This window comes from Methanobrevibacter sp. V14, from assembly GCF_963082475.1.
In the GTDB taxonomy this organism is placed as follows: domain Archaea; phylum Methanobacteriota; class Methanobacteria; order Methanobacteriales; family Methanobacteriaceae; genus Methanocatella.
In genome coordinates, this window is sequence record NZ_CAUJAM010000006.1 from 25,334 (window position 1) to 52,220 (window position 26,887).

The 26,887-nt window shown below is 28.4% G+C and carries 25 protein-coding genes; 23 read left to right on the forward strand and 2 right to left on the reverse strand.

What is annotated here, in order from left to right:
- Positions 1-177 precede the first annotated feature (177 nt).
- The 13 genes from Q9968_RS02130 to Q9968_RS02190 all read left to right on the forward strand — a co-directional run bounded on the left by Q9968_RS02130 (position 178) and on the right by Q9968_RS02190 (position 13,794).
- Positions 178-699 (forward strand): hypothetical protein, encoded by a 522-nt coding sequence (locus Q9968_RS02130; protein WP_305513021.1) that lies wholly within the window; start codon positions 178-180, stop codon positions 697-699.
- Between the two features lie 102 nt (positions 700-801).
- Positions 802-1,161: a hypothetical protein gene (locus Q9968_RS02135; RefSeq protein WP_305513022.1), complete on the forward strand. Its 360-nt coding sequence runs from the start codon at positions 802-804 to the stop codon at positions 1,159-1,161.
- A 457-nt stretch (positions 1,162-1,618) separates the two neighbouring features.
- Positions 1,619-1,942: a hypothetical protein gene (locus tag Q9968_RS02140; RefSeq protein WP_305513024.1), complete on the forward strand. Its 324-nt coding sequence runs from the start codon at positions 1,619-1,621 to the stop codon at positions 1,940-1,942.
- Entirely contained in the window at positions 1,939-2,466 is a 528-nt protein-coding gene (locus Q9968_RS02145; protein ID WP_305513025.1) for a hypothetical protein, read from the forward strand. Before Q9968_RS02140 ends, Q9968_RS02145 begins: the two co-directional genes overlap by 4 nt.
- Positions 2,467-2,521: 55 nt before the next feature.
- The gene (locus Q9968_RS02150) at positions 2,522-6,118 is read left to right on the forward strand and encodes an ATP-dependent DNA helicase (RefSeq protein WP_305513028.1); all 3,597 of its coding nucleotides are present in this window, start codon (positions 2,522-2,524) and stop codon (positions 6,116-6,118) included.
- A gap of 154 nt (positions 6,119-6,272) precedes the next feature.
- On the forward strand, positions 6,273-8,831 hold the full coding sequence (locus Q9968_RS02155) for a transglutaminase domain-containing protein (protein WP_305513030.1): 2,559 nt from the start codon (positions 6,273-6,275) through the stop codon (positions 8,829-8,831).
- Positions 8,832-8,898: 67 nt separating this feature from the next.
- Positions 8,899-9,318, forward strand: coding sequence for a thioredoxin family protein (locus Q9968_RS02160; protein WP_305513032.1), 420 nt, complete (start codon positions 8,899-8,901; stop codon positions 9,316-9,318).
- Positions 9,319-9,918 (forward strand): cytochrome c biogenesis CcdA family protein, encoded by a 600-nt coding sequence (locus Q9968_RS02165; protein WP_305513034.1) that lies wholly within the window; start codon positions 9,319-9,321, stop codon positions 9,916-9,918.
- A 760-nt stretch (positions 9,919-10,678) separates the two neighbouring features.
- Positions 10,679-12,127, forward strand: a complete 1,449-nt coding sequence (locus Q9968_RS02170; protein ID WP_305513036.1) for an NAD(P)/FAD-dependent oxidoreductase — start codon at positions 10,679-10,681, stop codon at positions 12,125-12,127.
- Between the two features lie 9 nt (positions 12,128-12,136).
- Positions 12,137-12,859, forward strand: coding sequence for a hypothetical protein (locus Q9968_RS02175; RefSeq protein WP_305513037.1), 723 nt, complete (start codon positions 12,137-12,139; stop codon positions 12,857-12,859).
- A 136-nt stretch (positions 12,860-12,995) separates the two neighbouring features.
- Positions 12,996-13,433: a hypothetical protein gene (locus Q9968_RS02180; RefSeq protein WP_305513039.1), complete on the forward strand. Its 438-nt coding sequence runs from the start codon at positions 12,996-12,998 to the stop codon at positions 13,431-13,433.
- Positions 13,434-13,443: 10 nt separating this feature from the next.
- Positions 13,444-13,608 carry a hypothetical protein gene (locus Q9968_RS02185; RefSeq protein ID WP_305513044.1) on the forward strand — a complete coding sequence of 55 codons (165 nt, stop codon included), beginning with the start codon at positions 13,444-13,446 and terminating at the stop codon, positions 13,606-13,608.
- Between the two features lie 27 nt (positions 13,609-13,635).
- Complete coding sequence (locus tag Q9968_RS02190) at positions 13,636-13,794, forward strand: hypothetical protein (protein ID WP_305513045.1); 159 nt, start codon at positions 13,636-13,638, stop codon at positions 13,792-13,794.
- A gap of 13 nt (positions 13,795-13,807) precedes the next feature.
- On the opposite strand, the gene Q9968_RS02195 is transcribed toward Q9968_RS02190, so the two are convergent.
- Together Q9968_RS02195 and Q9968_RS02200 are read right to left on the reverse strand one after the other, a co-directional pair.
- A complete protein-coding gene (locus tag Q9968_RS02195) occupies positions 13,808-14,767 on the reverse strand; it encodes a PLP-dependent cysteine synthase family protein (protein ID WP_305513046.1) in 960 nt (319 codons plus the stop codon).
- Between the two features lie 358 nt (positions 14,768-15,125).
- Entirely contained in the window at positions 15,126-15,905 is a 780-nt protein-coding gene (locus Q9968_RS02200) for a class I SAM-dependent methyltransferase (RefSeq protein ID WP_305513047.1), read from the reverse strand.
- 291 nt (positions 15,906-16,196) lie between these two features.
- Between Q9968_RS02200 and Q9968_RS02205 the strand changes: the two genes are divergently transcribed.
- The 10 genes from Q9968_RS02205 (at position 16,197) to Q9968_RS02250 (ending at position 26,850) form a co-directional block, all read left to right on the forward strand.
- Positions 16,197-17,042 carry a pyridoxamine kinase gene (locus Q9968_RS02205; protein WP_305513048.1) on the forward strand — a complete coding sequence of 282 codons (846 nt, stop codon included), beginning with the start codon at positions 16,197-16,199 and terminating at the stop codon, positions 17,040-17,042.
- A 205-nt stretch (positions 17,043-17,247) separates the two neighbouring features.
- Entirely contained in the window at positions 17,248-18,063 is an 816-nt protein-coding gene (gene surE / locus Q9968_RS02210) for a 5'/3'-nucleotidase SurE (protein WP_305513050.1), read from the forward strand.
- 354 nt (positions 18,064-18,417) lie between these two features.
- Positions 18,418-19,248, forward strand: coding sequence for a hypothetical protein (locus Q9968_RS02215; protein ID WP_305513052.1), 831 nt, complete (start codon positions 18,418-18,420; stop codon positions 19,246-19,248).
- A 696-nt stretch (positions 19,249-19,944) separates the two neighbouring features.
- Positions 19,945-20,775 carry an amino acid ABC transporter substrate-binding protein gene (locus Q9968_RS02220; protein ID WP_305513054.1) on the forward strand — a complete coding sequence of 277 codons (831 nt, stop codon included), beginning with the start codon at positions 19,945-19,947 and terminating at the stop codon, positions 20,773-20,775.
- Between the two features lie 31 nt (positions 20,776-20,806).
- On the forward strand, positions 20,807-21,457 hold the full coding sequence (locus tag Q9968_RS02225; protein ID WP_305513056.1) for an amino acid ABC transporter permease: 651 nt from the start codon (positions 20,807-20,809) through the stop codon (positions 21,455-21,457).
- A gap of 8 nt (positions 21,458-21,465) precedes the next feature.
- Positions 21,466-22,149, forward strand: coding sequence for an amino acid ABC transporter ATP-binding protein (locus tag Q9968_RS02230; RefSeq protein ID WP_305513058.1), 684 nt, complete (start codon positions 21,466-21,468; stop codon positions 22,147-22,149).
- 160 nt (positions 22,150-22,309) lie between these two features.
- Positions 22,310-22,954, forward strand: a complete 645-nt coding sequence (locus Q9968_RS02235; RefSeq protein ID WP_305513060.1) for a zinc ribbon domain-containing protein — start codon at positions 22,310-22,312, stop codon at positions 22,952-22,954.
- A gap of 285 nt (positions 22,955-23,239) precedes the next feature.
- Complete coding sequence (locus tag Q9968_RS02240; protein WP_305513062.1) at positions 23,240-24,289, forward strand: glycosyltransferase family 2 protein; 1,050 nt, start codon at positions 23,240-23,242, stop codon at positions 24,287-24,289.
- A 458-nt stretch (positions 24,290-24,747) separates the two neighbouring features.
- Positions 24,748-26,040, forward strand: coding sequence for a UDP-glucose/GDP-mannose dehydrogenase family protein (locus Q9968_RS02245; protein ID WP_305513064.1), 1,293 nt, complete (start codon positions 24,748-24,750; stop codon positions 26,038-26,040).
- A gap of 96 nt (positions 26,041-26,136) precedes the next feature.
- Entirely contained in the window at positions 26,137-26,850 is a 714-nt protein-coding gene (locus tag Q9968_RS02250; RefSeq protein ID WP_305513066.1) for a glycosyltransferase family 2 protein, read from the forward strand.
- The last annotated feature ends 37 nt before the right edge of the window (positions 26,851-26,887 follow it).

Sequence of the window (26,887 nt, forward strand, 5' to 3'; positions counted from 1 at the left end):
GGGGTTGATAAAATGACACCACAAGTTAAATTAACTGCATACTGGAATGCAGTATTCTTTTAGATTTATTTATAGTTACTTAGTTTATATTTAGCTAATTCTAGACTAGTGACTATTATTATTCAGCCAAGGATTTAATCCTAAAACTTATAACCTATCATCATTTAGAGGAATAAAATGGAAATTAAGAAAAATTGTACTATAAATGTTAAAAAGACAGTTGAAAACTCAGTATGTGGAAATGATGAATTTCATTTCTTTGTAGATGAACTCACATCAAATAATTACATGCCGACTTATGCAGGTATGGCAGATGAAAAGTATGATTTTGATGAAATGAATGTGAACTTCTTTGAATTTTTGAATCGCAAAATCAATGAAGATGGAGCATACATTCGTCTTGTATATGCTACTGCTTGTAAAATTGATGGTGAGGCTGTATTTGAACTAGAGTATGGTGGAACCAGTGAAAAATTTAAAACAAGTGACATTGATAAAGTATTGGTATTTGAATTTGCAGATTTTGGTATAAAAGTTAAAGGAAATGAAATAACTTTTGGAGCTACAATTGATGGAGATTGTTGTCATACTCCTTACTTTGCTGAATTTGGATCCAGTAAAGCAAGTGAGGAATTTATATCACTTGAAAATCCTTTAAACAGAAGAATTATTGAGATTATGAGGGAAATGATTAAATGATTGTCAGAATATAACTGTTTTCATTGATTTTCTTATCACTAATACTTAAACTTTAATTTAGATGATATGCTCATGTAATGCTAATAATTTAAAGAGGTTTCAATGAAGCTTGATTTGTTTAAATATTCAGAAGAGGTTGTTGAATTTTTAAATGTTGAGACATTAAGAAAAATTGATTATGGAATCTTGGACTTATCAAAAATCAAGAATTCTGAACTGAAAGAAATTTTTCTATATTATGAAGAACTTCTCACATTGGAATTAAAATTTAATTATATGGATAATGATACGGGAATATTTAGAGTTCGTATAATTGGAGATGTGTATTGTTATGAGGAATCTGCCTATGTAATAAAAGCAGATTCTCTTGTTGAGTTAAAAAAATTAGTATTGGAGGAGAATAGGATATGGTATGTATTTGATGATATTTCAGCTAGTAAATTAGCAAAATCTCATCAATAATACTTTTATTTGGATTAATTGAATTTAGAGAGCATTATTTAAAATAATTATGATGGCCGATGTTTGTTTATTGTATTCATTTTCTATTTACCTATAATTTTTTATTTAAATATCTTAATTATAGGATTCAATTCAGTATTTATCAAAAAAATAGCACTACACCTATATTAAACTAATATATCTTCCACCAGACTCTCCAACTTAAATCCAATCGAACAAATATGGAGACAAATAAAAAGAAAAATAAAACATTATTGCCTAGAATCTAAAGGATATTTGCAAAATTAACTATTACAACACATGTTGAGTCGATTTCAAAACAGAAGTTCATTACAAATGGCTCGAAACATTTATGCCGAAAGTTTGATAATTAACTATAAAAACATATTCACTTTGATTTTTAAAAAATTCGGCTCCCTAAATTATTTATCTTATTTTAGATAAATTATAAACAAATATGATTAATGAAGTTATTATAAATAGATTAGATGAACTTATAGGTGATTATGATACTCCTTTTTTTAATTACTTGCTTTATTCTTATGATTTAAGTTTAAACGAATGTGAACTTATTATTGAAGAGTTAAAAAGTGATATTGACTCTAATAAATTTGTTTCAGACAATATTGTAGCTACATTAGATGATTACTTTAACAGGAGAGTTACAAGTTTAGAAAAACAAGATAAAATTGAGTATTTATCTAAACTCCTCCAGAAAGACAGTCCATTTTATATCAAATGCCTGAAAAATATGATCTTTCGGATGAAGATGTTAATTTGATTTATTCTAGGGTTGAATCTAAAATTTATGATGATAATATTAGTGATTTTGAAATTAAAAGGTATTTGGAGTATTATTTTGATAATTCAGTTAAGCAAGTTTCATATCTCAATGAATTAGATAATATTGTAGGAAGGGATTATGATACTTTATTAATAAGCAGGGTTAAAAAGAAATATCCGATTTTACAGGACAGGGACATTGTTGGAATTATTTTCAATATTCATGGGGAAATAATTGAAGCTAAAGAATTTAAAAAAGGTATTAAACATGAATTTAAACGTCAATGCTTACTTAAAAGTGAAGATAAAAAGGCTAAATGTCGTTTAAATTTAAATAAATTTGTTGAGGGTAGTGGGGATTCATTTTCTAAATTAATCGAATTTAAAAAACTTTCTAAAAAAGACGGCATGATTATTGTATCTCAAATAGAAGAGGATATTTCAAAAGGATTGATTCAGCCTGAATGGATTGATAGTGTTTTTATAACTAAATGTTTTAATGATTATAATGAGAGAGAGTAGTGTTTTTACTTTTCTTAAACCTAAATTTAAGAAGTTGTATGACTTGTGCAGTGTCATGGAAAAATTGATTGTAGTTAAAAAATACAAACTAGCTATGGCTACGGCTAAAGTTATTTTAGATTTATTTTGCAGACAAACTAAAAAGGAACTTGTCTTTACTATTGATGTTTTCAACGACCCTTCTTTAACATTAACACTAAATGATATTGAAAGTGTTCATAAAATATTATTTGAATATATCTATGAAGATTATTTCGTTGGTTTTGAAGAGTTTTTACAAGTTGACTATGAGTTCGATTTCACATTTTTAGGTCATAATCCAAAAATAACAAATGAAGATATTTATTTGATATTTGATAGTCTTGAAGTAGACTCCATCATGCCTTCATTGATTAATCAGGAAGGTGACGATTTAATACTGATTGAAGATTTGTCCCCTAAGGATAAAGTGGATGTTTTAAACTTGGTTGAAGGCAATTTAAATAATTTTATTAATGAAAACATTTTAAATCTTAAATTGTTTGATAGTGAAGGAAATCTCCTTTCACATAATCTAAATTTTCAGGCTGTTAAAAAAACAGATAAGTGTATTGTTCGTGAAATCCCACCGTTAGTTGAATTGGATGATTATCAAAAAGAAGCTGTTGAGTATATTGGAAAACCTTTACTAATTAATGCAGGTCCTGGAGCTGGAAAAACACGTGTAATTATTGAAAGAGTATTGTATTTAATTGAAAATGGAGCAGTTCCCGAATCGATTCTTGTAATTACATTTACAAATAAAGCCGCTGAAGAATTGAGGGAACGCTTTAAAAAGGACACAAAATTAGAAGTAAATATCATTAACAAGATGAGAATAAGTACAATTCATAGTTTTTGCAGATCAATATTATCTGATTTCTGCGATATTCCATATAATTTACTTAAAAGGGAATCTGAGAGGAATTTATTTTTCAACAAACACAGAACCGACTTAGGTTTTAAGGGCAAGTCATTTTTAAGAAATCATGAATCAGGCCAGGTTCTTAAAAAATATGATGAATATGCATTATTTGAAATTGACTCTGATGCCTTAATTGACTATATTGAGTCAAAATATCAAATTGATGGAGAATATCTGACATATATTGATGAATTTTATAAAACTCACCCAAGTAATCAATATCCTTCTAAAAAAGAAATCAAATCATTAGGTTTTCAATGTGATGTTTACAAGGCAAGGTATCTGCAAATTGCAAAATCATACAGTGATTGGATCGAGCTAATGGAGAGGGAACATGTCTGTGATCAAAATTATCTGCTTGTTAAGGCATTGAAAATTTTATCTAATAAAAATAATTTAAAGCAAGTACAGTATCGCAATGTGTTAATTGATGAGTTTCAAGATACTGATGCTATTCAAATGCAGATTTTTGAACTTTTACGGGACATATCTGACACATTCACTGTTGTAGGCGATGAAGACCAAAGTATTTATTCATTTAGAGCAGCCAGTCCTCAATTTTTCAATGATTATTCAAGAAGTGATGAATTTGAAAATAAGATTCTCGTAAACAACTACCGTTCTACCTCTGATATTGTCGAGTTTAATGAGAAGTATATAACTGAAAAGCGTGTAAGTCCAAAGAGCTTGAAAACGGATAATAAATCTAAAATGCCTGTTTACATGCTTGAAAATACTCGCGATGAAGAGGAATATAAAGGAATAGCATATATTATTAAAAACTTAAAAAGTTCAGGTAAGATATCTAAATATAGTGATGTTTGTGTTCTTTTTAGAAGCCATAAAGATAAAAAAGATATTTTGGAAGAATTTGAAAAAGAGAAAATTCCATATTATCTTAAAGGAATTAATGATTTAATTTACCAGGATGAGGTAAAAGCGATTCTAGCTTTATTTTGGTATATGCTACCATTCAATCCAACTCGTATTGCTTATTATGGTGATGGAGGGCAATGGATTAACTTATCATCATTTACAGATAAATATTATGATTCGTCAAAGATATTTAAACTATCTAATAAGACCCAGGAAATTTTAAATGACATTGAGTTAAAATACCATGCCAATGTGGTTAATTTTAAAAATAACTTTAAACCATTGGTTTCATCATCAAAATCAGTTTCAATAATGGATGTTGTTCGTGATTATTCAGATGAGGATTTGGAGGAAATATTTAAAAAAGTTGGAGTTGCTGATTTAAGCAGTTGTTCTCGCGAGGAACTAAAAGCTATTGGAATTGATGATGAACATGATTTGGATTTTTTTGTTTCTTTAAATGATTTAAAATCATCAATTAAGGAAGCCCGATTAACCTCTCTTCAGATATTTTATGAACTGCTAAAAACAACTGGTTATATGGATGAATTGCTCACCAGAAGTGATTTTGAAGCTAAAAAAGCTACACTTAACTTATCATTAATTTCTGAAATAATCTCTGATTATGAAAATATTATGGGAAAATACGATTTAATTGGTCTATTTAATTATATTTACCGTTCACTTAAGTATTATTCTTGTCCGATTAACGAAGAGGAAGACAATTCAAAAAAAGTTCATATAATGACAGTTCACAAAGCTAAAGGTTTGGAATATCCAGTTGTAATAACTGCATCTATTAAAGATAGAAGTTTTCCATTAAAATTTTCAGCTCAGAGAAAATCGCATATTTATAATAATTATCCGGTTTATCCAACACCTAATAGATTCTTAAAATATAAAATATCCGAAGATAAAGAGCCTTTTGAATTTGATCATGAAGAAGAACGTGTTGTTTATGTAGCCAATACTCGTGCTGAGGAATTATTGATTTTATCAACAGTACTTCCAAGAACAGGTAGTGAGATGCCTATGGTTTTAAGAGATTTTGAAAAGGATTTAGTAAAAATAGAACCATCTGATGTTTTTGACATGAAAAAAATAACTTCTCACATGCTAAGGGATACAAAATTGTTTAACCAAATTGAATTTGAAAACATTCTGGATGATTATCTGGTCTGTCCTTTGAAATACAATCTTGAAAATAACTTGAAGTTTAAAAATCCAAAGAACATTAATAAGTTCATTGATTCAAAGCTTAAAATAATCGTAAATCGATTGCACAATGATAAACTTGTAACTGACTGGGATAGGGAAAGTATAGAAAATCTCATCTCGAAGGTAATCGAATCATATTCTTTTGCTTCAGGTAAAGGCAATTTAAAAAAATTATTCAGTAATTTTGCTGATTACTGGAAAGAGTATGGTGAAAACTTTGAAGCGGTTAACACTTCCTATCCTGTTAGTTTAGAAGTTAATGGATATGATATTAATGGAGTAATTGATTTAATTATTAATGATGGTGATGGTGTGAGTTTAGTTCATTTTATTCGCACACGTGATGATATTAGAAACTACCATTCATTTTACATGGAATTATTAAGCTATTATGCATTGGCTTTAAGTGAAAGGGAAGATGTTTGTGTTGAAAATTTGATTTTATATGTGTTAGATGAAGGAAAACTGTATGAAGAAGAGTATGTTAAAAATGAGTTTATTTTAGAGTATTTAAGTAGTGTAGTGGATAAAATATCAAAAGATAAGTACTCAAAATTTACAACAAATTGTCATTCCTGTGAATTTAATGGATTATTATGCCAATTTGAAAAATAGTTAAATATCTTAATTACCTAAATTAAATTTATGAATATCCAAGAAAGAATTTTAAGTCTAAACCAGGAATATACTCATGAAATTGTTGATATAAAGGATTTGTTATTAACGGTAAAATATTTTGAACAATAAAATATTGCTCACTTCGATTTTTGTGCTGATTACAGCATTATCTATTGGTTCAATATATGGAAGTGATGTAAATACTACAGATTCTTATACTACCAATCTAAATGACAGTTATTCACAAGAATTAACTGTTGAGGCATATGAATCTGCCGTTGATAATGATACATCCGGTGATGTATTACAATCCGATACTTCAAGTAATTTATCAACTAACACTGAGAACAGTAATGTTTTGACAAGTGGTGATAATGATTCATCTATTGATGTGTCTAAAACAGTCATTTCTAAAGATGTTACTAAATATTATAAGGGAAGCACTAAATATACTGCAACATTCCTAGATGCTGATGGAATTGCATTAAAGAATGTCAATGTTAAAATTACGGTGAATAAGGTTATATATAATAAAAAAACTGATAATAATGGTGTGGCTTCCATAGATATTAATCTTAAGCCCGGAACATACAAAGTTGTTGCTTCAAATCCAACAACTGGCTATAATTTAACCACTACTTTTAAAATATTGCCTACAATTACTGCAGATAATGTTTACAAAGTTTATTTAGACAGTAAGAAATTCACTGCTAAATTTTACAAAAGTAATGGTGACGTATTAGCTAAAAAGTATATCAGATTTGAGATTAATGGTAAAAAATACAACGTAAAAACAGATAGTAAGGGAATAGCTAAATTATCATTAAAATATCTTAAAAAAGGAACTTATAAAATTAAGGTTTACAATAGGGATGGATTGTCTATAACTAAAAATGTTAAAGTTATCAAATCAGCAAAAACATCCTTAACCACGAAAACTTATACTTTCCTTAAAAAGGATTCTAAAAAAATTAAAGTGAAATTGCGGGATAACTATGGTTATGAACTAAAGGGTAAGGTTGTTAAGTTTAAAATAAATGGTAAAACCTACACGGATAAAACCAATAAATATGGTGATGCTGAAATTAAACTACCTTCTTCCATTGGTTCTGGTGCATATACTATTAAGTATAAATTTTCAAAATCTGGATATTATAAAGGATCTAGTGCTAAAAACAAGGTTTATATTTTACCAAGTAAAACACCTACTTTCACGATTAAAAGTGCAAGAACATTTGGCCATGGTGCAAGAACTCCATTTAAAGTTGCTTTAACTTCTGGAAGTGTTCCACTTGTTAAAAAAACTGTCATAATTTCTGTAAATAATAATTCATATACAAAAACGACAGACAGTAACGGAATTGTTTCACTTCCGATTAATTTGGCTATTGGTAAATATACAATATATTACACTAATAAGGCTGATTCTAAAGTTAATGCAAAAACCGGATCTGCAACTATAGATGTAGTTGAAAGATGCGCTACTTCTATGTCTTGGAAAAGTCCTAATTCATTTTATCAAGGTACAAAAAGTTGTAAAATATTGTTACTTGACTCTAAGGGTAAAGCTCTTTCAGGTGAAATTGTTAAATTAACTGTAAATTCAAAAACTTATAGTGCTAGGACTTCTTCAGGAGGTTATGCAACATTTAGTATAAGTTTTGCAATTGGTAATTACACTGCTTCATATAGCTTTGATGGGAATGATATGTCAGCTCCAAGTTCAGGTACAACTAGTCTTGTAGTGAAAAAGATATCATCAGTATCTGTTGCTAACATTGTTAAATCAGCAGCTAGTTTAAAATCTTATTATGAACACAATAAGAAATTACCGAGTACGGTTAAATCTGGTGGAATTACTTTTACAGTTCCTGAATTCTTATATTTGATGAATAAAGCCATTTGTCAATTAGGCAATTCTAATAAAAATGATATTGCATATATCAGTAATGTTAATGCACCTGCCTCTCCATTAGGTGACGAAATAAATTCGCAAAGTTTATCTAAAGCTAATTTTTTAAAGGTAGCTAATAATGTTGTAAATTATATAACTGATAATAAACAAGCACCTAATTTTGCTTCATCTGCTGTTGGTAAAATAATATATGATGAATTGGTCGAATCTTCTGCTAGAATTTTAACATTTTATGGAAGCAATAATCGTTTACCAAATTATGTTACAATTAGTTATACTACAGGCGGATCTTCTAGTTCACAATCTGGCACTGGTTTAAATGAGATAAATACTGAAACTAGTTTAAGCAAATATCTTAAGTCAACTACACATTGTGAAGTTGATAATCCAACCATTAAAAAATTAGTAAAGTCTTTAACTAGTGGTCTATCAAGCACTTCAGATAAAGCTGAGGCAATATTTAATTATGTCAAAAAAACAATTTCCTATAGTTTCTATTATAATACTAAATATGGAGCTGTTAAAACATTGAAATTTAAGACAGGAAACTGTGTAGATCACTCACATTTACTTGTAGCAATGTTTAGGACTGCTGATATACATGCTAGATACGTTCATGGTACATGTAAATTCTCAAGCGGAAGTACATTTGGACATGTATGGACTCAAGTGTTAATTGATGGTAAATGGACTGTTGCTGATGCAACAAGTTCAAGAAATTCTTTAGGAAGTATTTCTAATTGGAATACCAAATCATTTAAATTAAAAGGTATTTATACCGGTATCGAATTCTAAATTTACTTTTTTTTCTTTTTATTTTTTTTATATATCATTTAAATAATATTAATGAACATTATTAAACATGAAACATTTAAAATACTTATTGGCAGCCATATTGCTTTTATCTGTACTAATCATATTTGTTAGTGTAGGTGATAATCAAAGTAGTAATGATTTAAATATTACAGATAATGTTACGCAAGCTTTAAAGGATGCTAAATTGCAAAATAAATCAGTAATGTTAGTTTTTAGTCAGGATAATTGTTATTACTGTGATTTGTTTAAAGATGAGGTTTTAGCAAATTCAGATGTTCAAAAACAATTAAATGAAAAGTATATTGTTGTTGAAGCTGATATAAACAAACAAGCATTTCTTGCCAGTCAGTATCATGTATATGGAACTCCATCTACTGTTATTTTAGACAGTAATGGTGATGAACTTTATAGAATTCAGGGTTATGTTTCACTTAATCAATTTTTAGATGATTTAAGGGAGATTTAAATGGAAATTCTTCCATTGATTTCATTTACCACAGGAGTAATATCAATATTGACTCCCTGTATTCTGCCAATTTTACCGATTTTTGTAAGTGTCAGTCTTAATTTAAGAACAAAGGACATTTTATCTTTTCTATTTGGTTTTATAAGTATATTTATAGCAATAATTTTTTTAACCGGATTTTTCACATCACTGATATATTCATATATTTCGTATGTTAGAGTTATTTCAGCTATTGTGCTGTTAATGGCTGGGATTTTGATGTTGTTTGATTATTCGTTTAATTTAAAATCAAAACAAACTAATAATTCATTTTTCCTTGGTGTTTTAACATCTATTGCATGGGCGCCATGTTATGGCGGATATCTGATATCTTTAATTTCATTACTTGTAAGTTCTGCTGATGTTTTTTATGTTGTATTGAATCTTATTGTATACACCATAGGTTTTGCTGTGACATTATTAGTTTTAAGTTATCTAATTTCAAAAATAGATTTGGAAAAGTTGATTTCAAAAACAAGGCATATTCCAAAAATATTTGCCATACTTATTATTGTTGGATCAGTTTATCTGTTATATAATTCGTTAATTGTATTTTTTTAGATATTTTAGGCAATAAAACCGAATAATTATTTTGTTTTATCAAATCAGTTCTCTGAGATAGTTTTCAGGCATAATATGCAACGTCGGATAATCTCTATTTTTTCACTATTCCCTATTTTAATTGGATAAGTAAGTATATATATTTCAATAAATATAATATATGTTATATTTTATTAGAGGTGAAATCATGGACAATATGGCTGAAGCAAGAAAAAAAATGCATGAAGTTGAGAAAAAAGAGAGGAAGAAAAAAATCTAAAACTAAAAAAATTAGAAATTTCTTTTTCGGATGTTGTAGAAACAAATAATTTTTCATTGGAAAATTTGGTTTATGCCAAAATTTTTCTAATCTATTTTTAACATTGTAGAAATCCTATGGAAATTTTTGTTTGTTTTATCTTAATAATCATTTTAAGAGATTTGTTCTTATTTTTAGCATGTTTCCATTAATATTATTTTTCACTTGAACTTTTGCTTTCGCGGAAATTTTTTCATAAAATGTGTGTAATCTCGGTGTGCTATTGCATAATTTCAAGAAATATGCTGTAATTTATCCCTCATAAAAATGGAAGTCAGGAATAAAACTATTATTTTAATGAATCAATTTTTACATTATCCTTAATGTTTTGAAAATAAATAGTATTTATTAAAATGTGAATGTATGGGTTTATCTGTGAACTTATTTCTGATAAAAAAAACTATATTTTCAGATATAATTTTATATCATTTTTGACAGATTATAGATTTAGAGGTTATAATTATGAATTATGATGTTATTTATATTGGAAGTGGAAATGCAGCTTGGCAAGGCGGTCGTTTTCTAAGAAAAGCCGGACTTAAAGTTTTAATCATTGAAGAAAGTTTATATGGAGGGACATGTGCAAATAGAGGTTGCAACTCAAAAGCCATTATAGATTCGCCATATGAAATAAAAGCACTAGCAGATAATTTTGAAGGTTATGGAAAAGCAGGCAACTTTGAGGTTAACTGGCAGGATTTAATGAAATTAAAACGTAAAAAAATAGCCGGCATGTCAATATTTCTAGATAATAAATTCGATGAATATGATCTTGATGTAGCCCATGGGAAAGGTATTATTGTAGATGAGCATACTGTAAAAGTAGGCAATAAAGAATTTACAACAGATAAAATTGTAATAGCAACCGGATTAAAACCCATAATTCCAGATATTCCCGGAAAAGAATATTTGCATGACAGCAATGATTATTTGGATATAGAAGAGCTTCCAAAACATGCAATAATTATTGGCGCCGGTTTTGTTGGAATGGAGTTCGCATCAATTATGGCGGAAGCCGGACTTAGTGCTGATGTAATAATTAGAGGGGATATGGCCTTAAAATACTTCCACCAACCATATGTACAAAAGGTTATTGAAATTCTAAAGGAGAAAAATATTCGTTTCCACTTTAGAGAAAATGTTTCAGAAATAATAAGTAATGTTGAAATTGAAAATCCTGAAGCTAAATTATTAAATGTTACAAGTGCAATGAATTCAGATGAATTCTTAAGAGATCCTGAAGCTAAAATTGATAATGTTGCTTATGAAAATGGATTTACTGTTAACTGTGAAAGTGGATTAAGCTTAACTGGAGATTATGTAATCTCTGCAATAGGCAGAACTCCTAATGTGGAAGATATAGGTCTTGAAAATGTCGGACTGACTTATAAGGGAAGTGGAATTAAGGTAAATGGACACTTGCAAACTGAAGTGCCAAATATATATGCCGCAGGGGACGTTGCAGATGCAAATGTTGCTAAGCTCGTAACCGTTGCAATACATCAGTCTAAATATCTTGCAAAGGAACTGCTGGGTGAAGCTGATGACATTACATATCCTGTAATTCCTGCAGTAGCATACACCATTCCTAGAATTGGAACTGTTGGAGTGCCGGCTTATGTCGGCGAGGAAAGTGATGACTATGAAGTTCACACAATAAAATATGGAAGATCATACTCACCAGTTCTTAAAAACGATTCAACCGCTGAAGCTAAGGTGATTGTTGATAAGGACTTGCAAATTGTAGGTGCTGAAGTATATTCTGCTGAAGCTGAAAACATAGTTAATATGTTTGCATTTATTATTAACAAGAAAATAACCTTGGAAGAGCTTGATTATATGATTTACGCATTTCCTTCAAGTAGTTCTGTATGTTTATATAAATTACACAATATTCATTATGATTTATAGTTGTTGGATATGAAAAAAGAATATATAATTATTACAATACTGATAGTTATAATCTTAATATTTTGTCTGCTCATTATCACTACTCTTAATAATCAATCAAATTCAAATGGTAAATCCTATAGGGAAACTATAGCGAATAATTCAGATGAACCTGGCAGCGTTGAAGTAATAAAAAATATAGGCAATCCAAATTCTAAGAAAATAGCTTATGTGGTTGGAATGCACCCATTAGAACATCTAACCCATGAAACATTAGTTGAAATACTTCCAAATATGTCCAATCTTAATTATTGTTATGATATTTATGTTATTAATATAACGGAAGATGTTGGCTATTATGGTGATGGGCTGGATAATTATGAAAATCCAGGTAGACAAAACGGGCAAAATTTGGCTTATAAATATGTATATCCAGAAATTGTAAATGGCGATTATGAATTGGCTGTTGATGTTCATTCAAATATTGGAGCATACGATTTTAAAACATTTGTATTTTGTCCACTGAAAGAATGTATGGGTGCGGAATATGCAGATAATGTTTCTCAAAACTGTGAAAATATTACATATTATGCTCCACAATCAACAACCAGCGGATCTTATTTAACTATTCCATTGAATGAAAATGGAATACCTGCATTTTACTTTGAAGAATATAGCTTTGCCCCTCAATATGAAAAAGATAGGCATATGTTAGAATTAATAAATGCAGTGGATAATTTAAACCTTAATTAGGATAATATGGATGGAACTGCTAAACGATTAACACTTGGAAAAACATGTTAGATGATGTAAACATATCCTTGGAACACCTCAAATAGCCAAAAATGCAATAATGAATTAAATTTTGAAATATTTTTAGTTGATTGCAATGAAGAGGAAAAAACAATCTCCTAACAGGGACAATACCTATCAATCTAGATTAAACTTTTCAAAAACCTCAAACTTGAATCAATTGATAGCGGAACAAAAATTCAGCAAAGCGTTGAACCTGATAGATGAAATTCTTAAAATTGAAAATGATTATAAAAACTGGAATCTCAAAGCAATAATTCTAGATAATTTATCGAGATATGATGAGTCAATTGAATGTTATGATAAATCATTAATGTTGCATGAATGTGATGAAGTAAAAACAAATAAAGCAAATACATTATATAAATATGCTAAAGTCAGCTATTTTCCAGATGCTGAATATGAAAAGGCCCTAGATTTGATCAATAAATCATTGGAAATACATCCTGAAGGTGAAGATTTAAGTGAATTTTATTTTTTAAAGGCGGAGATCTTAGAAGATTTATGGAGCTAGAAGATATTATTTGATTGCTTTTAAGGAATTTGATAAACTAAAAGAGCTGGAAAATCAAATCGAATATTTAAATAACACGACAGATACTTTGATAAATATTACTGGAAGCTATTTTTATAATTTTACACCTTCAGAAGGCCTTGTTGTTAGTTTGGTTATAGAAGAGGATAATTAACATGATGGTGATGCAATTGCCGTTTGTTTGGATGGTGAAAAAATAGGTTATGTTGCTAACAGCGATTATACATTAATGAGAGGTGCTAAAAGTGCATCTCAAATTAAAAATAAGGTAAATGAAGGTAGAAAAGCAAAAGTATTATTTGTTTTTCTAGAAGAGTATGTTGTTGCTAAAATTATTTAATCTAGCAAAGTGTTCAAATTACTTCAAAATCAATTAGCCTTATTCTATTTGAAATTAATTCCGGATTATCATCAATTTCTTCAGATAATTTAGTGGTAATGTATTTTTTGTTGTCATCTGGAAAAACAGTAGCCATGGTCATATCATCATTATCCATTAATACTCCAGCTAAAAAATTAGCTCCACTGGAAATGCCAATTCCCAAGCCAAATTCTTTAGCTAATCTTTTAGACATATTAATAGCATCATAATCATGAATTAAAACAATATCATCAATTAAATCTTTATCAACTATTCTTGGAATAAAATCATCACCAATGCCTTCAATTAAATGATTCCCCTTTTCCATTCCCATCTTAAGGATTGATAATGTAGAAGGTTCTAGGGCGAACACTTTAGCGTTAGGATTATGCTCTTTGATTCTTTTTCCAATTCCCATAAGTGTTCCACCAGTTCCAATGCCTGATATAAAAGCGTTTACTTCAGGGATAGCATCAGTTATTTCCTGACCGGTTGTTTCATATTGAGCTTCAATATTTAATTCATTATCAAATTGAAGAGGTCTATATGCATTTGTTTCTTTTGCAAACTTGTCAACAAGTTCAAGAGCTTTTTTAAATCCACCTTCATCTCTGGATACAAGATGAACCTGAGCACCATACATTTCAATAAGTTTTCTTCTCTCAATTGATACCCAATCAGGCATGAAAATATGAACTTCATGGCCAAAAAGAGCGCCAATAGCACTGAAAGCAATACCTGTATTTCCACTGGTAACTTCAATTATTGATTGGCCATCAACTAAATTGCCGATTTCTTTTTCTTTTTCAATAATGTATAATGCAATTCTGTCTTTTATACTTCCAGAATAATTGTAGAATTCAAGTTTAGTGTAAATACTGCTTAATCTGCCTTCATATTCATAATTGATTTTTATCAGTGGCGTATTGCCAACTAACTTTCCGATATTCATAACTCTCATCCAGTTTAATAATAAAATAATCTATTGCTATTTATGTAGATGGCCTATAAAATACTTTTTTATTCATTATTTGGAGTTATTTGAAGGAAGTGTTTAATTTGTCCCAATATCATTTAGTTATGATTATTTCAACACAATTAAAGAATTTGAAAAAGCATTTTTTAAGATAATGCAGAAATGGAACCTATTTTCATTAGGACAATCATTTATACAACAGAATTAGATTTAAAAACTACTACATAATATTCATTTAAAAAAAGAATTGGATTAAAACACAACCGGTTCCGGCTAAACTGAGTTTAACAAAATTTTTCTAAAAAATACTGAATAATTGTTTTAAAACAATCATTCATTTTTCTAAAACAGCAATATAATCCATTTTTCTTCTTAAAAATGGTAACCAAGAAACTAACCTGATTATTGGTTTATATTTATCCATTCCTTCAAACAAATTCACATCACGAATCCATTTAAAGTTAGAATTAATATTCAGCAATTCAGAACCTTCAGCAACACCCCACATATATTCAGAATCGGTTTGTTCAAATGATTTAGCCATGTTTTCAAGACAAACCGGAGGCATTATTTCAGCATATATTGTGCAATGTCTGAAATTGTCAGATATTATTTTTAACATATTTGAAATATCATTCTCTTGCAGATACATGGTTAGGCCTTCAATTATTATTAAAACATTGCCGCTTTCTATTCTAATATCATTGGGCCAGCTAGGATCCATTGCAGAGTATGCAAGAGTTTTAACTCTTTCACTATCCCTTATATATTTAAGCCGTAAATTAGCTGAGTTTTCTAAATCAATATTATACCATCTTATTAAACCGTTATCGATTCTATCGAATCTTGTATCCATTCCAGAGGCAATATTGATAATTGTTGAGTGTGGATGTGTTCCAATGTAGTCAGATACCATTTCATCAAGCAATATTGTTCTTGCTATTACGTCATATTTCATAAATCTGTCGTTGTCGGCCAGTGTAAAATCATAATCGATTTTTGATACTACTTCTATTGCTTTTCTGTCGTAAAACTTATGGTTCTTTTCTTTTGAATGCTGTGCTTTTGCAAATAATGTTAAAAACATGGTTTTTTCTACGCCTTCTAAATTCATAATTTTACCTCCTTGTTATTTTGGGTCATATAATAGTATATTTAAATACTATATAAATATTTAGGCATACCTAAATTTTCATAATGCTTAGGACAATAAAATTACAATGGATATTCTTATCAGCAATATTAACAATTAATGTTTTAAAATACTGTCTCCAATTTAATAACACTGTTTTTTTTATAATCGCTTTAATAATTCTTTTTATAAAAATAAAATTAAAAATATATATAGTAAAAGGAAAATAAAAGTATATTACCAATAAAATTAAAAATATTTTAAGGTTAGAAAATGAGGGATAATATAAAAATTTTAACTATACAGGACATATCTTGTTTTGGACAGTGCTCAATAACAGTTGCACTACCTATTGTTTCTGCTTTCGGAATAGAAACTGCTATTCTTCCATCTGCAGTTTTATCTACACACACATCCGGTTTTACAGGATATACAGTTAGAGATTTAACAGAAGATCTCCCAAATATCAAAAAACATTGGGAAAGTGAAGGGATCTATTTTGATGCCATATACACAGGATTTATTGCATCAGCAGAACAATTAGATTATATTAAAGACATTATTGATTCTAGATTAAAACCTGACGGACTCGTGTTTGTTGATCCGGCTATGGCTGACCATGGTGAATTTTATAATGGTTTTGACCAAGATTTTGCAGATAAAATGGCTGAACTTTGTAAATTAGGTGATTATATACTTCCAAACACTACTGAAGCCTGTTATATATTGCATAAACCTTGGAAAGAAGAATTTTCACATGATGAAATGTTGGAAATGGCAAATGAGCTTTCTGATTTTACAAAAAGACATGTTATTCTAAAAGGGGATACTCATAAAGAAGATGAACTAGGAATGGTTATCCTTGATAAAAAAGAACTTAGTTGTGAAATGGTGTATAATGAAAAAATAGATTATGTATCCCATGGAACTGGGGACGTATTCGCTTCATCTTTTGTAGGATCAACAATGATAGGTAAATCTCCAGCTTCAGCAGCAAAAATAGCTGGTGAATTTACTAAACTATCTATTGAAAAAACAATAGGTGATGAAAATCATACCTATGGAGTTAAATTTGAACAAGCAATTCCAAGGTTATATGAATTGTTAAAATCATTTTAGAATTGTTTAATTATAAAAATAGCAATTAAATCTCTAATTAACTATTAGAGATTAAATTTTTATAATTCACGCTAAAAAAGAGTTATTTCAGCATCACTAAACAGGAAAATTTGAATTAAAGTCTGTTAATTCGGCTCCAATAAAAAATAATTTTTTTAACTATAAAATTAAATATAATATTAATACAATTTAAGGTTTTGATATTATGAATATTTTAATATCTAATGATGATGGTATTTTCGCACCAGGGATACTGGCTGCAAAGCAAGCTGTTGAAGATATAGCCAATGTTGTGGTTGTAGCTCCCGATAAAAATAACAGCAGTGTCGGTCGTCGTCTAACATTATTTAAACATTTAAAAATTAATTCCTGCAAACTTGATGATGGTAGTTTGGCTTATTCTGTTTCAGGTAGTCCCGCTGATTGTGTTATTGTTGGTTCAGATTATGTAATGAACGAAAAGCCTGATTTGGTTATAACGGGAATTAATGCTGGAATTAATATAAGTTGCGATATTACTTCATCAGGTACAGTTTGCGCTGCTTTAGAAGCAGTTAGTTTAGGCATTCCTGCAATTGCAACTTCATTATTCATAGATCCTAAAACATCATATAAGAAAGATATGAATGGTGAATGGTATGTGGATTATGATTTTACTTTAGCAAAGAAAGTTCTCCATGATTTAGTTTTAAAAATAATTAATGACGGATTTCCAAAAGAAGTTGATTTGTTTAACTTAAATGTGCCAACAAATTATGAATCGGAAAGTGTTAAAATTACACATTTAGCTCCTAAAATGCTTAATAAAAATGTTATAGATAATAATGATAAGGAAAAAGCGGAAATATTTAATTATCCATTGGAAGAGAATCAAAAAAACGACGATTTAATCATGATTACTTCTGGTCTTGTTAAAGAATATGATGAAAATAGTGATGGGTATGCATTAATAGTTGAAAAAAGACCAAGTTTGACTCCCCTTAATGTTAATATGACTTATCAAGATTTAAAAGATTGGTAAATAATTAAATTTATGGGATTTTAACACAAATATTCTATTTATAAAACTTTCAACACAAATGCTATTGAAAATTGCATTTCATAAATCAATTTACAGACAAAAATATAATAAATATAAACAATAAAATCGAAAAAAACCTTCTTGAAAAACCTACCGAAACCATTAAGAAATTATTTCTTTGTCTATGGATTCTGGATTGGCGTGTTATAGACTCCTAGATCTCATTAGTAGTTGACAGTTCCAATCATTCCGGTATCTGTCTAAATCATCATCAATTATTCCATAAAATTATATTGTGTGTGGCATTCCTTAGACGCTATGAAAAAATAGCCAATGAAAATCAAACTAAAGAAATTGACAGATGAAATTCAACTAAAAGAAGAGATTATAAAAATTCAGATTTTTAAAAAGAGAGATAATAACGAAGATAACTCTTCAGCATATTTCATTGCTGAGTATTTGGTTTATTTATTTGCTGATAAGGTAATTTTTACAAATGAAAATCAAAGAAAAATAATGTTAAATCAGTTTCCAATTGATGTAAAAAATCTTGTTTTAAATAAAAGTGAAGTAAGGATGCATCCTACGCTGCCAAATAAATATTATCAAATTACTGAATCAAATTTAAAATTAGATGATAACTATATAAATATTGCTTATTTTGGTAAGGATTATTATTCAAAAAGACATTTTGAAAGTTTATTTTATGCTGTTGGTGCTTTAAATCATAAATTTAAGTACAGAATTAATGTTTATTTATATTTATCTGAAGAAAAACTTTTAGATAGGTTACTGCCTTCAGATAACTTTATTATAAAAAAACCCCTCGATTATCTTGAATTTTTAAATGTAACAACCAAATATGATGTTTTGATTGTAAATGATATAAATACCAATGATAATTTTGAACTAAATCCTTATTTGCCTTCTAAGCTTTCAGATTATCTTGGTTCTGGAAGCGATATATGGGCATTATATGAGGATAGAAGTGTACTTTCAGAGTTTAATTTAAAGTATAAATCAAATATTAATGATTATGATGCTTGTTTAACCCAATTAGTTAAAATTCTTGATGATTATGGATTTAAAGATGAGAATTATTCCATTAATCAAAATTATCTAAATAATCGATTAACATTTTCAATGAATTGTACGAAAATGAATATAATTCCAAACGTGATTTAAAACGTAAAGTTAAAAAACTTAAAAAAGAAAATAAAGAATTTAAATCATCTAATATTGGTAAAATAAGCAAAGCTTTAGGAATCTTATAAAATAATTTCATCATGTTAAATGTGTGAAACTTCTCTTTATGAGGATTAAAATATCTGAGAACATGTTTATATTCTAGGTAATCAAAGTTTTTGCGATAATTGAAATAAATTGTATTAACGGTTCAACAGATAATCCAATGATTTTTATAATAGTTTAGAATGAGTTTATTTTCTTAAATTGTGCAAATATTAATTTATATCAAATTAACTTCAGATGATTGTTGTTTTAAAAAAGCTAGAAATCAATATTCAAATTTAGAGATTAAAATGAAAAACTGTTAAAAAACATGCTTTAACGGGATATAATCATGTTTTAAAATCAGATGATTGTTGTGAATAGTTAATTAATGACTGTAAATTAAAAATTTCAAAAGAAAAAGAAGAATAAGAAATTAATAAATGAAAATAAAAAATCGAAACAAATTAATGAAAATATTTTATTGTCTTCAAGTTGTAAGATAACAAAACCATTTAGATTTTTAAAAAATATTAAAAAGTAATAATTCATTTTGAACATTAAATAATTAAATTAATATATTTAATTAAATAAAATTAATATTAGTAGATATTTTCTACTGTATAGTTATAACTATTTTGGTGTTTAAAAATGAAAAAGATAGGTATTATATTTGCTTTAGTATTGGTAGCTTTCTTAGTTATGGGTACTGCAAGCGCTGGTTTATTTGACTTTTTGGGTGGAGATGATGCATCTAGTGATGCTTCTGCTAATGATGATAAAACTTTCATTGTTGGTTTTGATGCGGAATTCCCTCCATATGGATTTAAAGACGATAGTGGAAACTACACTGGTTTCGACTTAGACTTGGCAAAAGAAGTTTGTAAAAGAAACAATTGGACATTCAAAGCTCAACCTGTTGATTGGGATGCAAAAGATGCAGAATTAGAATCTGGTTCTATTGACTGTATTTGGAACGGATTCACTATTGATGGAAGGGAAAATGATTACCTTTGGTCTGACCCTTATTTTGACAACAAACAAATTTTTGTTGTAAAATCTGATTCCGGAATTAAAACTATTTCTGATTTAGAAGGTAAAACTGTTGAAACACAAAAAGATTCCTCCGCACTTGCTGCTCTTCAAGGAGATAACAAAACTATTGCAGATACTTTTGCGACCTTAACTGAAGTAGCTGATTATAATACTGCATTTATGGATTTAGAATCTGGTGCATGTAATGCAGTTGCTATGGATATTGGTGTTGCAGAGTATGATATCAAAAACAAAAAAAATCCAGATGATTTTTCTATATTGGATGAGCATATCACAACTGAAAAATATGGTATCGGATTTAAAAAAGGAAATGACGATTTAAAAAATCAAGTACAGGAAACATTGAATGATATGTTTGAAGACGGTACTGTTTTAAAAATCGCTCAAAAATACGGTATTTCTGAAGATGCTTTAATCCAACCATAAATTATTAGTTTGAGAGGGGAGAATTAGTTATATGATATTAGGTAATGTAATTGCCCAATTACTTGGAGGTTTGGTTACCTCAGTTGAAATATTTTTACTTACATTATTATTCTCTCTTCCTCTGGGTTTAGTTGTAGCCGGAGGAAGAATGAGTAAGTTTGGACCACTTAGATGGTTAATGAAGATATATATTTCAATAATGAGAGGTACACCTTTAATGTTACAATTAATTGTTGTATTTTTTGCACCATATTATGTATTTAGTTGGAGTCTTTCTGCTGACTATAGGTTTATATCAGTTATTATTGCATTCACAATTAATTATGCTGCTTATTTTGCTGAAATCTATAGGGGAGGAATTGAATCTATTAACAGTGGTCAATATGAGGCTGCACAAGTACTTGGTTATTCAAAATTAGAAACATTTTTTATAATTATCATGCCTCAAGTATTTAAGGTAATTCTTCCTTCCGTAACTAATGAAGTAATTACACTTGTAAAAGACACTTCACTATCATTTGTAATTGCAATACCAGAAATGTTTACAGTTGCAAAACAAATTGCAGCTGCTGATGCTTCAATTGCAGCATTGCTAGTTGCAGGTATTTTTTATTATGTATTTAATGTTGTAGTTGCATTTGCAATGGAATATCTTGAAAAAAGAATGGATTATTATGAATAGGCGATATTATGAGTTTACTGGAAATTAAAAATCTTAAAAAAAGCTTTGATGATAATGTTGTTTTAAAAGATATTTCATTAAGCGTAGAAAAAGGTGAAGTTTTAGCAATAATTGGTCCATCAGGTTCAGGCAAATCAACATTACTTAGATGCATCACTGACTTAGAACAAGAGGATAGTGGGGATATAAGATTTGATGGAACTTTCGGTTTAGTTTTCCAAAATTTTAATTTGTTTCCACACCATTCTGTAATAAAAAACATTACTAATGCACCATTAAGAGTTCAAAAAAGAGATAAAAAAGAAGTTTATGCCTCTGCAAGAGATTTACTTAAAAAAATGGATTTGGAAGATAAGGAATATGCTTATCCATGTGAGTTATCCGGAGGTCAGCAACAGCGTGTTTCTATTGCAAGAGCACTTGCAATGAATCCAGATATTTTATTCTTTGATGAACCAACATCAGCATTGGATCCTGAATTAACTGGTGAAATTTTAACTGTTATTCGCAATCTTGCCGCTGAACATATGACAATGGTAATTGTTACTCACGAAATGGCTTTTGCTCGTAAAGTTGCTGATAATATTATTTTTATGGACGACGGAGTCATTGTTGAGCAAGGCACTCCTGAAGAAGTATTTTCATCTGATAATTTGAGGATGAAAGAATTTTTAGGAAAATTCTATGATTAAATCATTTATTTAATCTTTTAACTCTTTTTTTACCTTCACTTTTTTTTTGAATTCCTAGCTGAATTGATTTTAATTTCTAGATTTGAATTCAATTACATAACTTTATTAAATATTGTTACTAAAATATTATTATCTAATTAATTTCATTGGTGATAATATCATGCGTTGTCCTAAATGTGATAGTGAAAATAATGATGGTGCTAAATTTTGTAAGAAATGTGGAACTCCTCTTAAGAAGAAGGCTATTAATCATGAAAACATGATTAATTCAATGAATAATAACTCCGGTAATGATAACACTACTAAATATGTTATTGTTGCATTAATTGTTGTAGCTATAGTTCTTGCTGGGGCTTTTGTTTATGTTTATGGATTTGGAGATAACTCTCAAGATGATTTTAAGCCAATAGCTAAAAATAATAATTCTGGTCATGTTTCAGATGATGATTCTGAAAAAACTTCTTCTCAATCCAGTTCTTCTTCTATGAGTATTTTGGGTGGAATTTTTGAAACAGGTGGTGGTCTTAACGATTTAACTTATGCCAGTATTTATGTTGGTCCGCAACACTCTGGCGAGAAAGTGGTAATTCAGATTTTCTACTCTCGTGACGGATCTACTTTAAATGATGGAAATATGGTTCCAAAAACTGTTGATTCTTCAGGATATATTAATGTAAGAAGTGCGGATGCATATAAATACTTCCCGGATTATGCTGAAATTAATTTATATGATGAAGGTGGAACTAAATTATTAGATTCGCAAAGTGTAAATTTATCTCCAGAAAGCGGTACACAGACTTTCTAATTTTTTTTAGAAGTCTTAACTCTTTTTTGGAGTGTCTATCAAATTAATTATTTTGAATTTCAGTATTATTTTTTGAGGTTTATAATAATGTCAACAGTTTTTAGTTAAAATTTTTGATAACAATTTAAATGATTATTTTGATTAAATCATACATAACAATTATTTTTATTTGTAGTTGGTTATGTTATTAATTAAATTCCTTATTTTAATAAATATCTAGTTATCGTTAGTTTATTATTTATGTTTTGAAAATAAAATAAAATTATAAGAATTATATGGTGTATAATGAGCTTAGATAAAAAACCTTTAGTCAGTATTATTGTTCCTGTTTATAATGCTGAAGAATATCTCGAAGAGAGTTTGGATTGTTTAGTTAATCAAACACTTGAAAATATTGAGATAATTTGTATTAATGATGCTTCTAGTGATGGATGTCTTGAAATTCTTGAAGAATATGCTTTAAATGATTCAAGAATTAAAATTTTAAATAATGAAACTAGTTTAGGACCATCTATTTGTCGCAATATGGGTTTGGATATTGTATCTGGTGAATATATTGCATTTTATGATTCAGATGATGCTATTGATTTAGATGCCTATGAAAAATTATACAATTTTTCAGAAAAATATAATCATGATTTTGTTGTATTTAATGCAATAAGAACTAATGATAATGGTAGGCAATTTCCAAGTGTTTTACACTCAAAATCAATCACAGGTGAAACTTTTATAAAAACAAACATCTTAGAACATGAAGAGTTGGTTTATGATACTACTTCATGGAATAAATTTATTAATAGAAACTTTTTTGAAAAATATGATTTTAGATTTGCTGAAGGAAGGGTATATCAGGACATATTATTTTCTATGCAACTGTTCTGTTCAAGTGAATGTATAGGAATTTATCCTGAAGTTGTGTATTACTGGAGAATTCGTGGTAAAAACAGTAAATCAATTACTCAAACAGTATATGATACAAAAAATTTACATGATCGTATTTTTATTATATCCAATACCATACAAGTTATTAAATCAAATGAAAAATATTTGCCATTATTGGATCCGTTATATGTTAAATTAGTTGAAATTGATGTCTTACAGTTTATAAAAGAATTAGATAGATGTAATGATGAATTTACTGATATCATGTTTGGTGAAGTTAAATCATTTGTCGAATCGTTGCCTTCACATGTTTTTAATACAATTAGTGAAGAAGACATGGTCAAATATGATTTATTCTTAAATGATTGTAGGGATAGTTTAAAATTCATTGCGAATAAACAAAGACAAGATAAGATTGAGAATCGAAAAATAAGTCTGAGAAAAGAAAATTAGAAAATAAAGTTACTAAATTAAAAAACAAAAACAAGAAACTAAAAATAAAAAATGAAGATTTAAAACAAGATTTGGAGTATTTAAAAACTCCATATGGTTGGGTCAAGCATAAGATTAAAAAACTTATTTTAAAAATTTACTAATTTTATTTTTCAAAGTTTTATCTCATTTTTCTATGTGAGTTTTACTGCTTTTTCTGTTGAGTTGCTTTTGTGAAGTGAGGATTTTATCATAAAATGATGCATTTCACATCCAAATTAGGATATTTTTTCATAAATATCTTGAGAAATGTCAGTATATTGTCTACAAGATTGCTTCTGAATCTTTTTTTGTTTTATTACAATAGTCATGAATATGTTTCTGTAAATTTTTATAATTTCACAAATTAATATTAACTTATTTATAAGTTAAAAAACTTATTATTAATATTGAGTTTTTTATATTGAATGGTGAAGTTAATGAATATTACTGTTATTGGAACAGGTTATGTTGGGCTTGTAACTGGGGCATGTTTTTCAAAAATGGGAAATAAAGTTTTTTGTGTTGATGTTGATGAATCTAAAATTGAAGGATTGAAAAATGGGATTTTACCGATTTTTGAACCTAATCTCGGAACATTAATTAAAAGCGGGCAAGAAAAAGGAGATTTAATATTTACAACACAAATTAAAGAAGCGCTTGATGAAAGTGATATTATTTTCATCGTTGTCGGAACTCCAATGACTGAAGATGGATCAGCTAATTTAGACTATATTTTCTCAGCGGCATCCGATATAGCCAATAATATTTCCCATGATTCATTAGTTGTTATTAAATCAACGGTTCCAATAGGTACCTGTTTTAAAGTTAAAGAATACATTGATGATATTTTAGCGAAGAAGAATTCCCGAGTTAAAATCGAAATCGCTTCTAATCCTGAATTTTTAAAAGAAGGAAGGGCTATCGAAGATTGCATGCATCCTGATCGTGTAGTGATTGGTGCTGAAAATTATGAAGTTTTTGAAACTTTAAAAGATTTATACTCCTCTTTTATTTTTAACCATGATCGTTTTATCTTAATGGACATTAAATCCTCTGAAATGACAAAATATGTTGCTAATGCAATGCTTGCAACTAAAATTTCATTAATGAATGAAATAGCTAATATTTGTGAAGTTACTGGAGCAAATATCCAGCAAATACGTCTTGGAATAGGTTCAGATAAACGTATTGGGTATGATTTTATTTATGCAGGTTGCGGATATGGAGGAAGTTGTTTTCCAAAAGATGTGCAAGCTTTAAGAAATACTGCTCAAGTTCATGGTTATGAACCAAGGATATTGTCAAATGTTGAAGAGGTTAATTTAAAACAAAAAAAGGTATTAGCAAACAAGGTAGTTGGTAGGTTTGGCAGTAATTTAAATGGACTTACTTTTGGAATTTGGGGATTGTCATTTAAACCTGAAACTGATGATGTACGTGAAGCTACATCACTTGTAGTAATTACTTCACTTATTGACAGTGGTGCAAAAATTAAAACATATGATCCTGAAGCTATGATGGAGTTTAAAAGAACGATTGAGGATAAGTATTTGGATTCAATAGAATTCTGTAAAAATCGTTATGATGCAGTTGAAAATTGTGATGCATTAATCTTGATTACTGAATGGAAAGAATTTAGAAATCCTGATTTTGAGTTATTATCTGATAAATTAAATGAAAAAGTCATATTTGATGGTAGAAATATTTATGATAAAAAAATAAGTAATTAGGATTCGAATTATTCCAAATTGGTTGTTAATTTTTATTTTTGAAAACATGTTTGATTAAAATTTTAAAAAATAATTAGTAGTTAATTAGGTGATTAAATGGTGGAAGTTTCTGTAATTATTCCTGTTTATAACTCTGAAAATTATTTAGATGAATGTTTAGACAGTGTTATTAATCAAACATTTAAAGATATTGAAATAATATGTATTAATGACGGGTCAGCTGATACGTCTTTAGAAATTTTAGAGAAATATGAAAAATTAGATAATAGGATGTCTGTGTTTACACAAGAAAATAGTGGCCAATCAGTTGCTCGCAATAACGGAATAAAAAAATCTAAAGGTAAATATATTTATTTTATGGATTCTGATGATTATTTAGAATTAAATGCACTTGAAGAAATTTATAATATTTCTGAGAAAAACAATCTGGAGTTATTGATATTTAAAATGATTAATTTCAATGATGGAAGTAACAAGAAGTTCACTTCTAGATATTATGAAATGAATTCTTTAAGCCATTTAGATGGTAAAATATTTAATTATGCAGATATTGGTGAAAATGCACTTGATTTTGCTGTTTCCCCTCCAGGTAAACTCTTTAAAAAAACATTGATTGAAAATATTCAATTTCCAGAAAATTTAATTTTTGAAGATAATTTGTTTTTTGCTAAAGCTATGATAAATGCTAATCGTGTATCATTCTATGATAACCATCTGTATAACAGAAGAATTAGAAAGGATTCTACAACTCAGGTCAAGGATATTAGATTTTCAGATTCTATTGTTATAACTAATAAAATAATTGACTAGCTAAAGAACATGGAATTTATAATGATTTTAAATTTGG

Bases quoted from the DNA above. Each gene is read 5' to 3' on its own strand.
- Q9968_RS02240 (WP_305513062.1), top strand. From the start codon at position 23,240: ATGAGCTTAGATAAAAAACCTTTAGTCAGTATTATTGTTCCTGTTTAT.
- Q9968_RS02205 (WP_305513048.1), top strand. From the start codon at position 16,197: ATGAGGGATAATATAAAAATTTTAACTATACAGGACATATCTTGTTTT.
- Q9968_RS02130 (WP_305513021.1), top strand. From the start codon at position 178: ATGGAAATTAAGAAAAATTGTACTATAAATGTTAAAAAGACAGTTGAA.
- Q9968_RS02140 (WP_305513024.1), top strand. From the start codon at position 1,619: ATGATTAATGAAGTTATTATAAATAGATTAGATGAACTTATAGGTGAT.
- Q9968_RS02195 (WP_305513046.1), bottom strand. From the start codon at position 14,767: ATGAATATCGGAAAGTTAGTTGGCAATACGCCACTGATAAAAATCAAT.
- Q9968_RS02160 (WP_305513032.1), top strand. From the start codon at position 8,899: ATGAAACATTTAAAATACTTATTGGCAGCCATATTGCTTTTATCTGTA.
- Q9968_RS02170 (WP_305513036.1), top strand. From the start codon at position 10,679: ATGAATTATGATGTTATTTATATTGGAAGTGGAAATGCAGCTTGGCAA.
- surE (WP_305513050.1), top strand. From the start codon at position 17,248: ATGAATATTTTAATATCTAATGATGATGGTATTTTCGCACCAGGGATA.
- Q9968_RS02200 (WP_305513047.1), bottom strand. From the start codon at position 15,905: ATGAATTTAGAAGGCGTAGAAAAAACCATGTTTTTAACATTATTTGCA.
- Q9968_RS02245 (WP_305513064.1), top strand. From the start codon at position 24,748: ATGAATATTACTGTTATTGGAACAGGTTATGTTGGGCTTGTAACTGGG.
- Q9968_RS02175 (WP_305513037.1), top strand. From the start codon at position 12,137: ATGAAAAAAGAATATATAATTATTACAATACTGATAGTTATAATCTTA.
- Q9968_RS02135 (WP_305513022.1), top strand. From the start codon at position 802: ATGAAGCTTGATTTGTTTAAATATTCAGAAGAGGTTGTTGAATTTTTA.
- Q9968_RS02220 (WP_305513054.1), top strand. From the start codon at position 19,945: ATGAAAAAGATAGGTATTATATTTGCTTTAGTATTGGTAGCTTTCTTA.
- Q9968_RS02225 (WP_305513056.1), top strand. From the start codon at position 20,807: ATGATATTAGGTAATGTAATTGCCCAATTACTTGGAGGTTTGGTTACC.
- Q9968_RS02230 (WP_305513058.1), top strand. From the start codon at position 21,466: ATGAGTTTACTGGAAATTAAAAATCTTAAAAAAAGCTTTGATGATAAT.
- Q9968_RS02235 (WP_305513060.1), top strand. From the start codon at position 22,310: ATGCGTTGTCCTAAATGTGATAGTGAAAATAATGATGGTGCTAAATTT.
- Q9968_RS02250 (WP_305513066.1), top strand. From the start codon at position 26,137: ATGGTGGAAGTTTCTGTAATTATTCCTGTTTATAACTCTGAAAATTAT.
- Q9968_RS02165 (WP_305513034.1), top strand. From the start codon at position 9,319: ATGGAAATTCTTCCATTGATTTCATTTACCACAGGAGTAATATCAATA.
- Q9968_RS02150 (WP_305513028.1), top strand. From the start codon at position 2,522: ATGGAAAAATTGATTGTAGTTAAAAAATACAAACTAGCTATGGCTACG.
- Q9968_RS02180 (WP_305513039.1), top strand. From the start codon at position 12,996: ATGAAGAGGAAAAAACAATCTCCTAACAGGGACAATACCTATCAATCT.